The sequence below is a fragment of the Cronbergia sp. UHCC 0137 genome (assembly GCF_034932285.1).
Lineage (GTDB): Bacteria > Cyanobacteriota > Cyanobacteriia > Cyanobacteriales > Nostocaceae > Cronbergia.
Map to the genome: position 1 here is coordinate 65,908 of NZ_JAYGHC010000027.1, position 12,798 is coordinate 78,705.

Annotated in this window: 11 protein-coding genes and 1 pseudogene; 5 read left to right on the plus strand and 7 right to left on the minus strand. The window is 40.5% G+C overall.

Features of this window, described 5'->3' with window-relative positions:
- Positions 1 to 279 precede the first annotated feature (279 nt).
- The 3 genes and pseudogenes from VB711_RS15485 to VB711_RS15495 all read right to left on the minus strand — a co-directional run bounded on the left by VB711_RS15485 (position 280) and on the right by VB711_RS15495 (position 5,190).
- Positions 280 to 2,463, minus strand: a complete 2,184-nt coding sequence (locus tag VB711_RS15485) for an alkaline phosphatase PhoX (RefSeq protein WP_323287023.1) — start codon at positions 2,461 to 2,463, stop codon at positions 280 to 282.
- 290 nt (positions 2,464 to 2,753) lie between these two features.
- A pseudogene (locus VB711_RS26470) lies at positions 2,754 to 3,023 on the minus strand (IS701 family transposase); the annotation flags it as partial.
- Between the two features lie 337 nt (positions 3,024 to 3,360).
- Entirely contained in the window at positions 3,361 to 5,190 is a 1,830-nt protein-coding gene (locus VB711_RS15495) for a serine/threonine-protein kinase (RefSeq protein ID WP_323287034.1), read from the minus strand.
- Between the two features lie 603 nt (positions 5,191 to 5,793).
- Between VB711_RS15495 and VB711_RS15500 the strand changes: the two genes are divergently transcribed.
- Entirely contained in the window at positions 5,794 to 6,282 is a 489-nt protein-coding gene (locus VB711_RS15500) for a hypothetical protein (RefSeq protein WP_323287024.1), read from the plus strand.
- Positions 6,283 to 6,776: 494 nt separating this feature from the next.
- On the plus strand, positions 6,777 to 8,126 hold the full coding sequence (gene mgtE, locus VB711_RS15505) for a magnesium transporter (protein ID WP_323287025.1): 1,350 nt from the start codon (positions 6,777 to 6,779) through the stop codon (positions 8,124 to 8,126).
- Between the two features lie 191 nt (positions 8,127 to 8,317).
- Here mgtE and VB711_RS26475 read toward each other — a convergent pair whose 3' ends face one another.
- Entirely contained in the window at positions 8,318 to 9,313 is a 996-nt protein-coding gene (locus VB711_RS26475) for a hypothetical protein (RefSeq protein WP_416233587.1), read from the minus strand.
- On the opposite strand from VB711_RS26475, the gene VB711_RS26480 reads away from it, so the two are divergent.
- Positions 9,212 to 10,039, plus strand: a complete 828-nt coding sequence (locus VB711_RS26480; RefSeq protein ID WP_416233588.1) for a pentapeptide repeat-containing protein — start codon at positions 9,212 to 9,214, stop codon at positions 10,037 to 10,039. The two genes, VB711_RS26475 and VB711_RS26480, sit on opposite strands and share 102 nt — an antisense overlap.
- Before the next feature lie 264 nt (positions 10,040 to 10,303).
- On the opposite strand, the gene VB711_RS15515 is transcribed toward VB711_RS26480, so the two are convergent.
- Both VB711_RS15515 and VB711_RS15520 read right to left on the minus strand, forming a co-directional pair.
- On the minus strand, positions 10,304 to 10,630 hold the full coding sequence (locus tag VB711_RS15515; RefSeq protein ID WP_323287027.1) for a type II toxin-antitoxin system RelE/ParE family toxin: 327 nt from the start codon (positions 10,628 to 10,630) through the stop codon (positions 10,304 to 10,306).
- Positions 10,623 to 10,937 carry a type II toxin-antitoxin system Phd/YefM family antitoxin gene (locus VB711_RS15520; RefSeq protein ID WP_323287028.1) on the minus strand — a complete coding sequence of 105 codons (315 nt, stop codon included), beginning with the start codon at positions 10,935 to 10,937 and terminating at the stop codon, positions 10,623 to 10,625. The genes VB711_RS15515 and VB711_RS15520 overlap by 8 nt, the downstream gene beginning before the upstream one ends.
- Before the next feature lie 37 nt (positions 10,938 to 10,974).
- On the opposite strand from VB711_RS15520, the gene VB711_RS15525 reads away from it, so the two are divergent.
- Positions 10,975 to 11,109: a hypothetical protein gene (locus VB711_RS15525; RefSeq protein ID WP_323287029.1), complete on the plus strand. Its 135-nt coding sequence runs from the start codon at positions 10,975 to 10,977 to the stop codon at positions 11,107 to 11,109.
- Between the two features lie 175 nt (positions 11,110 to 11,284).
- A complete protein-coding gene (locus VB711_RS15530) occupies positions 11,285 to 12,280 on the plus strand; it encodes an aspartate carbamoyltransferase catalytic subunit (RefSeq protein WP_323287030.1) in 996 nt (331 codons plus the stop codon).
- Positions 12,281 to 12,385: 105 nt separating this feature from the next.
- On the opposite strand, the gene VB711_RS15535 is transcribed toward VB711_RS15530, so the two are convergent.
- Positions 12,386 to 12,798 (minus strand): DUF2887 domain-containing protein (locus VB711_RS15535; protein ID WP_323287031.1); only part of this gene is annotated, 413 nt, incomplete at its 5' end.

Here is a 12,798-nt window from a genome sequence, read left to right on the forward strand (position 1 = left end):
ATTTTTTATAAATTGGAATTTATCGTTTATGGGATTTCTTGCTTAGATTTTGCCTATCTTAGGTATAAAAAAACATCCTAATAGATAATCCAATGGAACATCTACTTGATCATCAATATGACCTATTAACACATCCCCATCTGGTAAATTTAGATTCTGTATAGATCCTGGGTATTTGACTCAGAATCTATACAAAATATAATAAAAGCATTGCTAATTCATGAATTTCCGCAAGCATCACATCTTGGTTAGAAATTCAAGAATTACTTCTGCGGCTTTTTAAGCAAAGGCAAAGTTAGCAGCAGTTAAGCTAGTAGTGTTGATTCCATTCAACATAGCCACGGTTGTTCCACCGATCGCAATGCTATTACCACTGAAAGTCAGGTCAGTAAAGTCAAAACCTGCACCTTGTCCAGAAATACCTAATACATCAGTACCCATTTGGAAGTCAAGGATGGTGTTATAAGCGTCTGGTAATTCACCGTTAACAATCCAGAATTGGTCAGCACCAGCACCGCCAGAGAGTAGATTGTTACCACCAGATTGGACGTAGAATTGGTCGTCACCATCACCACCAAGGGCGCGGCCATCCATACCTAAGAAGAACATATCATTACCAGTACCACCTGAAAGACGATAATTGCTGGCATCTGTGGCATCTAGTTCATCATTACCTATGCTACCAAAAGCGCGATCGCCATTAGCAACGAAAACGGTGTCATCACCACTACCTGTGTTAAGCCGATTGCCACTGGCTAAAATACCACCAATTGCACTGTCAACCATATCTGCACCAGCACCGGTGAAGACTACATCGTTAACTCCATCAAATCCAGGAGTTACACCAGCGTCAATCATGTCAACACCAGATGTACCTGGTACTAAGGTAGAATCTTGAATCAGGTTAGCTCCGGGAGCAATCAAGAACGCTAATTGACCACCTTGAACTAAGTTGTCATTAGCCTCAACAGTTCCATCTCCGTCGGTGTCAATACCAGGAACATTGATAATGTTACCATCACGAAGACTGTGTGCCTGTGTATCAAAGATGAACTGTGTACCAGGAGCATTACCAAATAGGGTGGAAACATCAAGAATACCAGAGGATTCCCAGTTACCAATATCACCAGGATTAGGATCAGTTTGATCGGAAGGTACACCAGTCCGATCAATTTGTGCTACCCGGATTGCAGTGGCGGCTGGATCTGCTGCGGAGGGGTCAAGAGACCAGATAGAGGCTTCTTCTCCAGAGGTTGCACCAAAAAGGTCAGCACCAATAGCCCGGTCTTCTTGGATATAGATTTTGCCATTGTCTGCCCAATCTAAGTTGTCAGGGCTACGCAGACCAAAATCTTTATTACCTTCATCATTACCATCATAGAGAATGTCAATTTTTGCAGAAATGTCACCACCATTAATGTCATTGAAATCAACATCAATCCGGTAGGTTGTTCCCCAGGTATCTACATCATCAAATAAACCAGTCCGACCTGTGGAAGCTAAAACAGCTTGAGTTCCATCAAAGGGATTGGTGGCTACGTCTTCAGGACGAGAGAACAAGAAGGCTTGAACACCAGCAGCTAAAGCATCTTGTTTTTCTTGGGTAGCAAAACCTTGAGCATCGTAGTCAGCAGTACCAGCTAAGTCAGGACGATAGTAGTCGATTTCGACAAATTTACCACCTGTCATGTTGCCAGCACCAGAAAAATCTCTGGCATCAGCTTCAATTGCGTCTGCGGCATCTGTTGTATCGTCTGCTACCCAAACGTAAAGTTTACCTTGACCTAATCCATTGCGGTCTAGGAAACTGCCGTCATTTTTAACATTTTTGTCGCCAATGTAAAGAATTAGGGGAGCAGGACCGCGATCGTCACCAATTAATAAAGCAACTTTATCGGTGCTTCCTGTATCTAGTTCGGTAACGCTTTCCCACGCAGCACGGCCTAACCAAGGTAACGCCCACAAATTACCAGTGGCGGTGTCTAATGCAAACTGTGTACCACCATCGGTTTCTTCACCAGCGAAGTAAATGCGATCGCTAAAACCCATTCCAGCACCAAAATGGTTGGCTTCCATCAAGTTGGCAGCACAGAAGCGGTTGATTCCTGAAAATTCTAAGTCAGATGCTTGGTCTACAACTTCACCAGCACGGTTGTAAATTGTGTCGTAAGCTAGACCAGAATTAACTATTTTCAGTGACCGCTTGTCAATATCAAAATAGCTGATGCGTGCGCCTGTTAAGGAAGCACCGCTTTCTAATGTGTAGGCATAACCAACATTGTTAGCTAATTCTGAGTTAACCAGAACCCGAACTGTGGTTTCATTTAGTTGATAAGCACCTGTACCATCAAGAATCCCTGGGGCAGTATAACCATTAATGGTTTCGCCAACTGTAAAAATAGGGTCAACTGTATAACCGGCTAGTCCCTTGACTTGAGCGGGCTGGGTTGTATCAAAAGCCATAAATTCCTCTTAAATGAAATATCAGATTGGATAGCGATCGCTTAAAAGGACATTTAGGAAGAAAAGGTTGATTAAATCCTTTTTTGCTTCTCAAAATGTACTAACTATCGGGTATCACAAGTGATAGATTTTCATTTTTAGGTTAAGAGGGTATTATGATATCGCTACTTTCTAATTAAAAGTAGCAGTAATAAAAAAGTCATGACCCTGTTCTCAACAAAGGAATGTAATTAGGACTTACGCATTGACAAAAAACATTATCCATGTAGTGTAGAAAATGGCATTCTTGTCAATCTGACCAATTCCACATACTTGTTTGGCTCATTTGAAACAGTTCTATTTTTCTCAACTCCGAAATAGGAAGCCCAATTTCTGGTTTTTTAGAAATTTTAGATTTTCTACTCCTGATAGCGTAGCGTGGCATTAGCCATATACCAACTATCTCCTGTTACCATTCTGGGTTTCACTGCCCAGCTTACCATTTCTCTGAAATAATCGTTTTTTGTTTTTCCTTCCTTACTTATCATACATTATGTATTAATTGCTACTGAATTACCATTTGAGTTTAGACGAGACCTTTAAAGCCTTGCCTAGAGATACTTTGGCGGATTAGGAGGGGAAATTAGTCTAAATTCCAGTTACCATTAGTATCACTGTAATATAAAGTGATTAAATTTAAGCCAATAATAGTTTTATGGGCTTTCCCTGATCAAAAACAACCGATTAACTCGGCATTTTTTCGGTTGCTGTAAATCTTTTCTATAACTGTGTCATCTACACTTAATATTCCTCTTTCTAGGTTAACTGTTTTCTCTGTAATGCACTTTTTGGTATTCTGTCAATGCGTAACTACTAAATTAGTTTTAATACCCTTAATTTCCCTATTCCCATTAGCCGTTATTGATTCTGATTTTCCGGTTTTTCTTGTTGAATAACTGGCTGTTTAGCCGCATTTTCGGCGGCTTGCTTAAACAGAGGATCTAGTTTATCCTGCCAGTATTTGATATTCGGTAACTTTTCGGGATTGTTTCTGTAGTTTAAAACTTGATCCCATTCACCATTATCTATGGCTTTATTGATATCATTGGCTAGGGCTTCCGCTTTTGCCCAATCTTGCTGCCATTGATTAATAATTTCCACTGTTTCTTTAATCCCAGATGCTGCATTACTGGGAATAGATTTAAGAATAGCGATCGCACCTTGTAAATCTCCTGATTCAAATCTCTTTCTCGCTCGTTCTACAGTTTTCGCCTTTTCTGTTTGATCACTTGACTGATCAACTGGTTTTGTGGTAATAACTATATCATCTGTAGGTTGTTCTTGGGCTTGGGGAATTGGTCTATTAGCAATTAAATTACTATCATCTACAGTTTGAATGCTGATAGAGCGATCGCGCAAACAAGAAACCCACTCAGATTTATTAGCAATCACATCAGAATGCGCCCAGGCCAAACGTCCAGATTTCAACTTTAACTCCACCCAACCCCTTTTTGTCCGTTTACCAGTCACCTCAAACTCACTGGCATCACCAACAATCTTGAGAATATTATCAGAATTAATCGCACTCGGTTCAGAACGAATATTAGAATTACCAGCCACCACAGCCGCACATTTTTTCATCGTAGTAGCATTATTACTAGCCAAATTCTTCACATTAGGATATAAATTAGCTACTAAAGCAGCCGCACCACCAGCTAATAAAATGCCAATTAATAGAGGTAAAGGGTCAGATTTATCAGAATTTTTACTGTTATTTTTAGTATTAATCGCATAGGAAGGTGCAACAGCCATAGTTGGTTTTGTCAACAAATGAGACGCAGCTTTCTTGGCTGAATAGGTATTTTCCTGGGGAGATTTGCCAACAATCAAGAACTCAGGAGTCAAAGTTTGCAACTCTTGACAAGCTTGTAATGCTTCTGTAGCATTTTGATAACGGTCTTTAAAATGGTAACGAACCATCTTAGTTAAAACTGCTGCCAAACGATAATTGACAGGAATTAAATGTTGCCATAAAATTTCACCTGTATTGGCATCTTCCTGTAACTGGCTGGTAGATACCCCTGTTAATGCTTGAATAGCAATAATCCCCAAAGCATAAATATCACTATTAGGACGGGGTTTACCTTGTCCCTGTTCCGTAGGCATATATCCAGGAGTGCCAATAGCCACCGTAGCACTGTACTGTCCCCCAACTGTTACTAAAGGAGATGTTTCTAACGGACTACGCCAACGCAATTGTTTAACAGCCCCAAAATCCACTAAAACTAATTTATAATCAGCATCGCGGCGAATAATATTATCTGGTTTAATATCGCGGTGAATTACACCTTGTTGATGGACAAATTCTAAAATAGTCAGAACTTCTACCAACAATTGTATCACCTGAGTTTCACTCCAAGGCTGACCAGGGATAAGTTCCTCCCCCAGAGTGTGTCCGTCAATATATTCTTGAACTAAGAAAAATTCTTGGTTTTCGTCAAAATATGCCAGTAAACGGGGTATCTGTCCATGATTACCCAGTCTCTCTAAAGTTTCCGCCTCACTTTGAAACAGACGTTTAGCAGTAGCAAAAATTTTAGAGTCAGAACTGGCTGGTTTTAAATGTTTGACAACACAGATGGGATTACCTGGCCGTCTGGTATCTTGGGCAATGTAGGTTTGACCAAATCCCCCCGTCGCCAAGATGCGAATCACTTGGTAGCGATGGTCTAGTAATTTTCCTATCATCATTCCCTCCGCAGTTATAATACCTAATTTTCCCGATGGTAGTCAATATCTCCCAAATTTTTTTCAGGAAATCCGCTATGTTGGGAAAAGATTTAAACTAAAAATTTAGTTCTTTAATAAAACCAATATATAGCAGGAGTCAGGAGTCAGGAGTCAGGAGTCAGGAGGAAAGAAGTAAAAAAAGTATAGATAATAGGAGTTACGCATTGACAGAATCTATTAAATATTATGGATTTTATCTCTTGTAGGGTGCGTCAGACCCGATAATTTAGCAAACAACAGATTTTTTTATCTGACGCACCGCACTAATAGGCGATTCCAAAAGCCTGAAACTAAGTAATTTCCTTTATATCATTTGCATTTTGTACAAAGCGTAAGTTCCGTGTATGATAAAAGTCAGACATTAACGTAAGTTGCTAGTTAGATGAAATAAGGTGCGTCAGAAACTTAAAATTAGTGATTTTAGTCTAAATTATTCGGTCTGACGCACCCTACAAACTACAAAATATCCGAAAAATTAATTACTAGCAACTTGAGTTATTAAAAGACTCTTAACCCTACCCCCTACCTCCTGTTCCCTGTTCCCTGTTCCCTTCTATAACAATGCCACCTAAGATAACAAATTCGACTGCATGGCAGCAAGCTGAACTACTCATGCAACCTGCATTTATTCGCGTTGTTGACAATCTTCGCAAGCATCTTGACCAATCTTCCTGGAAAGGAACTTATCACGACGTTTTGATTTGGCCACCTGGTACTACTAATGAAACTAAAGACTTGGTAACTCAGTTGTTGCAAGAAATAGAAACAGCAACACCAGAACAGTCTGAGGAAATTAAACACACTTTGACTCGTTTGCCCATACCCCATCCAGGATATCATTTGCTTTTACAATATCAAGAGCAGCAAATAAGCGTAGATTTGTGGGATATTTGTTACCAAGTCTGTTTTATTAATTATAGTTCGGAGAATATGGCAGTAGATATTGATACAAATTTAATTGATGAGTTTGGGGAAGTTGATTGGCAATATCTAGAGGAGAAAACAAAACAGTTAGTTAAACAAGTATTTGATAATTTACCAGAGATATAAAGCATCCAAAATGTCAAAATCCAAATGTAGGGAAATTGGTTTATTTAATCTATCTGTAGATTAATAAATGAAGTAGATATCTATTCAGAGGGAAAAGGAAAGGCTGCTCGTCATCTTTAATAATTCTTTTATTCTCATTTTAACTCACTTTCTGAAATAGCATAAATATCTAGCGATCGCTGTTACGAAAATTCATATTTTTTATAAAGTAAAGATGTTGATTTAATGAAGTTGATCAATTATTAGGTTGAAGATAACTTTGTGAGTTATGGTATAAAATACCGCCAAACAATAGTGCTAACACTGGATATCTATCCCAGATAACAATTCTAGGTTAGGATAATACGTTAGCGGTGTCCTAATGTTTGGATGTCGATATTGAGTTATTGAGTTTTTAAGATTTTATGGACAGAAGTCCACCAGATGGCAGTATAACCCTCCTCTAAGCTGGCGAGATAGTCTCCCCGGCTAGGGGAGGTATTAGGAGGTGTTTAATGCTTACACAAGACGTTCGCAATTCTTTAGACGTTGCTGACTTAAATCAACTTAAATGTGATTTAAACTGTTTACAACCCGTAGATGTAGGGGAATATATCACACAATTGCCGAAAAAACAAAGAGCGATCGCTTTCCGGTTACTCAACAAGGCTCAAGCAATTGATGTGTTTGAATATTTACCAACAGAAGTACAGGAAGAACTAATCAATTCTCTCCATGATGCTCAAGTAGTACATCTGGTAGAAGAAATGAGTCCTGATGAAAGGGCTTATTTATTTGATGAACTACCGGCTGGGGTAGTTAAACGGTTATTGCAACAATTAAGTTCAGAACAAAGACAAGCCACAGCCACCATTCTCGGCTATGCAGAAGGAACTGCTGGCCGGGCAATGACAACAGAATATGTGCGATTGCGAGAAGGATTAACCGTTGGAGAGGCTTTAAGTAAAATCCGTCTACAAGACGAAGACAAAGAAACAATTTACTACGCTTATGTTACCGACAATAACCGTACTTTGGTCAGTGTAGTTTCCTTGCGGCAGTTGTTATTTACCTTTCCCGATGTTTTAATTAAAGATATTGCCAGCGATCGCGTCATCAAAGTCAAAACCGAAACCCCCCAAGAAGAAGTCGCCCGGATCATGCAGCGTTATGATTTAATTGCCATGCCTGTAGTTGATCGAGAAGACAGATTAGTGGGTATCATTACCATTGATGATGTAATTGATATTTTAGAAGAGGAAGCCACAGACGATATTCAAAAATTAGCCGCAGTTAGTGGTGATGAAGCAGCATTATCTCCACCACATATCACAATTCGTAAACGCTTGCCTTGGTTGTTGGGAATCATGGGATTATATATTGGTGCTGCCAGTGCGATCGCTCCTTTTCAACAGGTAATCGCCGCCGTCCCAGTTCTAGCCGTGATCATGCCAATTTTTTCCAACACAGGTGGTACAGTAGGAATCCAAGCCTTAACAGTCACCATTCGCGGTTTAGGGGTAGGTGAAGTAACACCTCACGACACTCGCAAAATTCTCCGTAAAGAACTCCTGGCTGGTTTTGGTACAGCCTTAGTTTTAGGTCTAACAATGATTGCCCTTTCCCTAATTTGGGCTAAACCGGAAGAAAGATGGGTAGCCCTAATTGCCGGCATGGTCATGGCTACCAATACCATGGTTGCTGTCACTCTGGGAACGTTGTTACCAATGGGTTTACAAAGAATGAAACTAGATCCTGCTTTAATGAGTGGTCCGTTAGTGACAACATTACTAGACAGTATCGGCTTTTTAACCTTCCTCACCCTAATTTCTACGGCGTTGAACGTATTTCATTTACAACATTAAATTAAATAATCACAGACCTCTTGCTGTAGGGGCGTATCGCAATACACCCCTGCCCCCTGACCTTTTCTCTCTTCCCATGCCTACTACCACCTGGAATCGTCATCACATTCTTTCTCTAGTACACTACGGCGTAAGTGCGATCGCTGATCTTGTAGGTTGGGTTGAGGAACGAAACCCAACATTAACGATATCTAAAAGAATTGATAAATATAAATTAACTGTACAAATATTCCCACATCATATATATTCACTCTAAAAATACCTTGTCCAAATCGAAAAAAGTCTTGATGTGTAGGTTGGTTTGTGGAACGTGAACGTATCCCTGTGGGACACAGCGTGTTCGTAAAGCGTGCTGCAAGCATACGCCAAGCAATGGAATAAAACCCAACGCTACGGATAGTGTTAATTATTTGTTGGTTAAGTAGGGATGGCAGTTTACGGACACCTGGTGCTAGGGTGTTGTTCATTAGGTCGTAGGGGTGTACTGTTGCGTCGAGGTGGCTGCCATCTAGGGATAGGTTGGCTGTGAAGTCTTTGCCGACAAAGACTTTTTTGCCGTTAAGTGTTTGTACGTTGCTGTCAAATCCTGGGTTGCCGTTGATTATACCGAATAAGTGTCCTGTTTCATGGAGGATGGTGGTGAGGAGGTCGTATTTGCCGAATGCGTCGCCTGTGGTGGCTTGGTAGGCTGTGTCGGTGATGGTTTGGGCAAATTCGCTATTTTCCCAGGGGGTGGGGTCTATGAACCAGCCTGCGCCGTTAGCGTCGTGGTCGATGAGGAGTGTGCCACCGTTGGGGCGATCGTATTGGTCGAATTGGGTGATTTGGGCTTCGGCTAGTTGTCCTGTGGGGAGGTCGGTGATTTGGAGGGTTAGGTTGAAGGTGGGGTCGAAGAGCGATTGCCAGATAGTGGGTGCGGTAGAGTTAAGGGTATTAAAGGATGTGGGTTTGGTGTTATGGACGAATTTGACGAAATTCTCAGACTGAACGCTTTGCGAGAAGAAATTATTCAGCGTTATGAGGCTGGGGAAAGAAACTTTGCTGGTGCTGATTTGAGAAATATCCGGTTTGACTACCCCTGTTTTATGGATATCGACTTTAGTGCTGCTAATTTGGAAGGTGCTTCTTTCGGTGGTACCTACTTCGTTAATGCCAATTTTAGTGGCACTAATTTGGAAAGGAGCCATTTGTGTACTCGTTTTATTAACTCTGACTTGAGTCATGCCAATCTCCGGGGAGCCAAATTCACCGCTAGTGAGTTGACTGGTACTAAATTGACTAGGGCTGACTTGACTGGGGCTGACTTGACTGGTGCTACCTTGAGAAGTACCAAATTGATTGGTTGTAATTTGAGAGATGCCGATTTGACCAACATCAAAGTTGGTGAACGCACTATTTTCGCCTCCACCATTATGCCCGATGGCAGTATGAGAAGGGACTCCCCCAAAGTTGTTAATGCCCAGGAGTTGCTCAAGCGTTATGCTGATGGGGAAAGAGATTTCCGAGATATTATCTTGCATCGAGTTAACTTGAGTGGGGTCAATCTGCGCTCGGTTAACTTGTGTGGTGCTTATTTTAGCCACGTCAACTTGCAAGGTGCCATCTTGGAGGGCGAGGATGTGTCGGCTAAATTCATCTGCTGTGATATGAGGGATAGTCAGTTGATTTGTGCTAGTCCCGACTACGGGAATCATCCCCACTTCTGCTGTTGTGACTTGCGATGGTCTACTATGAGAGGAGGTATCAAGACTTTTAGTGCCATCAGTAATAACTTCCAAGGCTCGAATGTTAGTTTCTGTTGTGATGACGGTGATGTCTTCATTCAAAACACCACTTGGCCCAATGGAGAATTTATTGCTGGACCAACCTGGCTGATGGAACACTGGAGAGACCCCAGAGATATTAACTTCTGAGAAACTTGTAAAGTGCGATCGCTGATCTTGTAGGTTGGGTTGAGGAACGATACCCAACATTAACGATAGCTAAAAGAATTGATAAATATAAATTAATTGTACAAATATTCCCACATCATATATATTCACTTTAACAATACCTTGTCCAAATCAAAAAAAGTCTTAATTTATAGGTTGGGTTGTTCGCGTTAGCGTTGCCAAGCAATGGAATAAAACCTAACGCATTTGTTGGGTTGCGCTGTTGCTTAACCCAACCTACATTAGTTATTCTGATTCTTCCTCTCTGATTGGTTTTTGAGCCGTGTGTCGCACAAAAATAATTTGAACATTATCGTCAACAATTGTAAAAATAATTCGATAGGCGTTTCTTCCGTTTCCATATATAAGTTGTCGTATTTCTTGATCAAAAAATTCATTTTCAAATGCTAGAGAACAACGAGAAGGCATTATTTCTAGTGATAAAATAGATTTATATAATCCTTCTAACCATGTTCTAGCCTTTTGGTGAGAAATATTACTAAACCAGAAATAAGCGTCTTCTATTGCTTTCTGCGCTTCTGGTTGGATGATGATTTGATATTTATCATTCATTGGAACTATCTAATTTATTAAATAGTTCATTAAAGAAATCTTCGGCTTTTTTTCCTTCACCCTGCTGCATTTGTTCTAAGCCTAGTTTAATGCCTTTTAAAGTTTCTACTAACTCAGCAGCATCTAATAGTTCTTGATAAGATTCTGCATCTTGAACAACTAACTCGGCTTTTCCGTTGACAGTGAGAACTAAGGGGTGTTTTGTTTTTTTAATCTGTTGTAGAAATTCAGTGGTGTTACGCTTAAATTCGGTGAGGGAATGTATATCTTTACTAAGGTTTATCATGGCTGCAAGTTTAATTAGCATCTAATTCAATGTTAGTTGTGATTGGTAGTGTTTGTCAATGATCTTTTTGAGTGGGTTGGTTATTAAAGCTGTTGTTTGGTTGCGCGATTCCTGCGGAGCGCTTTCCTGCGGAACACTACGTGAACGCGATCGCTTAACCCAACCTTGTATTGTGGATGACAAAGACGAGTAAAATTGCTCTTAATTAACCGCCACCGCCGAGAGAAATCATCAGTTCCTTAAACTAAATCAGATAGCAAAAGAAAAGTGATAGAACACAGGTGTTATCATTGCCACTGCATATACAAATTCACAAGCCGTAGAGAAGTACCCGGTATTATTCTCTAGTCCACAAATCATAGCTATTTATGCCTACTACCACCTGGAATCGTCATCACATTCTTTCTCTAGCTGACTTCACGACGGCTGAATATAACGCCGTTCTACAAACTGCGGCCTCCTTTCAAGAGGTACTTTCACGACGGACGAAAAAAGTCCCCACATTACAGGGACAGGTGGTAGCAAACTTATTTTTTGAACCTTCCACCCGAACTCGCAGTAGTTTTGAAATTGCTGCTAAACGTTTAAGTGCTGATACTCTCAATTTTGCTGCGTCTACGTCTTCCATGACCAAGGGAGAAACAATTCTGGATACAGCGAAAACCTATTTAGCCATGGGAACTGATATCATGGTTATACGCCATAAAGAAGCGGGAGTTCCCAGTGCGATCGCTCAAGAAATGGATCGTTTAGGTGTAAAAGTTAGTGTCCTCAATGCCGGTGATGGTCAACATGAACATCCTTCCCAAGGATTACTTGACCTATTTACTATTTGTAGTATAATTGATCCAGCCCAGCCGCGCATAGAACTATTAAAAGGGAAAAAAATTGCCATTATCGGCGATATTCTTCATTCCCGCGTAGCTAGATCAAATATTTGGAGTTTAATTGCCAGTGAAGCCCAAGTACACCTAGCCGCACCTCCCACCCTATTACCTAAATTCTTTGCTGAATATCTAGGTGAAGAAGGAAACGTAGAACGTTTATTCACCCATTGGCAACTAGAACCAGCTTTACAAGATGCCGATTTTGTCATGACTTTACGCTTACAAAAAGAGCGCATGACGGCTCATTTACTCCCAAGTTTAAGAGAATATCATCAATTATTTGGCATTACCCGCGCCAAACTCAAACTGTGTAAACCCAATGTCAAAGTTTTACATCCAGGCCCAGTAAATCGCGGTGTAGAAATTAGCTCTGATTTAATGGATGATCCCCAATTTAGCCTAATTCAATCGCAAGTTACCAGTGGTGTAGCCGTGCGAATGGCATTGTTATATTTAATTGGTAGTGGTAAAGCTTAATTAACTACGGCACTCTCCGCAAACAGAATTGCTTGGCAATTGAATTGGTACAGCGATCATTGCTATACTTGAAATTAGGCATAGCGATCGCCATAATCTAATAATTTACTGCTTTTCTGGCTCAGTTTGCCCTAGTGCAGCTTTTTTAACTTCTGCAAGCTCTAACTCCAGTGCTTGTGCTACCTGCTTCAAAGTTAACCCCAACTTCAATAACCGAGGTACTGCTTCAAGTTTACCCTCAAGTTTACCCTCAAGTTTACCCTCTTGGTAAACCCTGGTCTCTTTCAAATCGCCCAATCCTAACATTGCCTGAATCTCCGCTTGACTCTTGTGAGGAAACTTATAAACAATGATTGTCTCTATTAATTCTACTAATTTTCTTCTGACTTGTTGATCAGAAATTTCTCTACTCCTCTCAATTAAATTCCGGGCTTTTACACTGGCTTGTTCTGGCGGTTCTACTACCAACGTGAGAGTTCCTAAACCAATTGATTGATTAGTTAAGTCTCTCAATTCAT

Bases quoted from the DNA above. Each gene is read 5' to 3' on its own strand.
- VB711_RS15485 (WP_323287023.1), bottom strand. From the start codon at position 2,463: ATGGCTTTTGATACAACCCAGCCCGCTCAAGTCAAGGGACTAGCCGGT.
- VB711_RS15495 (WP_323287034.1), bottom strand. From the start codon at position 5,190: ATGATAGGAAAATTACTAGACCATCGCTACCAAGTGATTCGCATCTTG.
- VB711_RS15500 (WP_323287024.1), top strand. From the start codon at position 5,794: ATGCCACCTAAGATAACAAATTCGACTGCATGGCAGCAAGCTGAACTA.
- mgtE (WP_323287025.1), top strand. From the start codon at position 6,777: ATGCTTACACAAGACGTTCGCAATTCTTTAGACGTTGCTGACTTAAAT.
- VB711_RS26480 (WP_416233588.1), top strand. From the start codon at position 9,212: ATGGATATCGACTTTAGTGCTGCTAATTTGGAAGGTGCTTCTTTCGGT.
- VB711_RS26475 (WP_416233587.1), bottom strand. From the start codon at position 9,313: ATGGCTCCTTTCCAAATTAGTGCCACTAAAATTGGCATTAACGAAGTA.
- VB711_RS15515 (WP_323287027.1), bottom strand. From the start codon at position 10,630: ATGAATGATAAATATCAAATCATCATCCAACCAGAAGCGCAGAAAGCA.
- VB711_RS15520 (WP_323287028.1), bottom strand. From the start codon at position 10,937: ATGCTAATTAAACTTGCAGCCATGATAAACCTTAGTAAAGATATACAT.
- VB711_RS15525 (WP_323287029.1), top strand. From the start codon at position 10,975: ATGATCTTTTTGAGTGGGTTGGTTATTAAAGCTGTTGTTTGGTTGCGC.
- VB711_RS15530 (WP_323287030.1), top strand. From the start codon at position 11,285: ATGCCTACTACCACCTGGAATCGTCATCACATTCTTTCTCTAGCTGAC.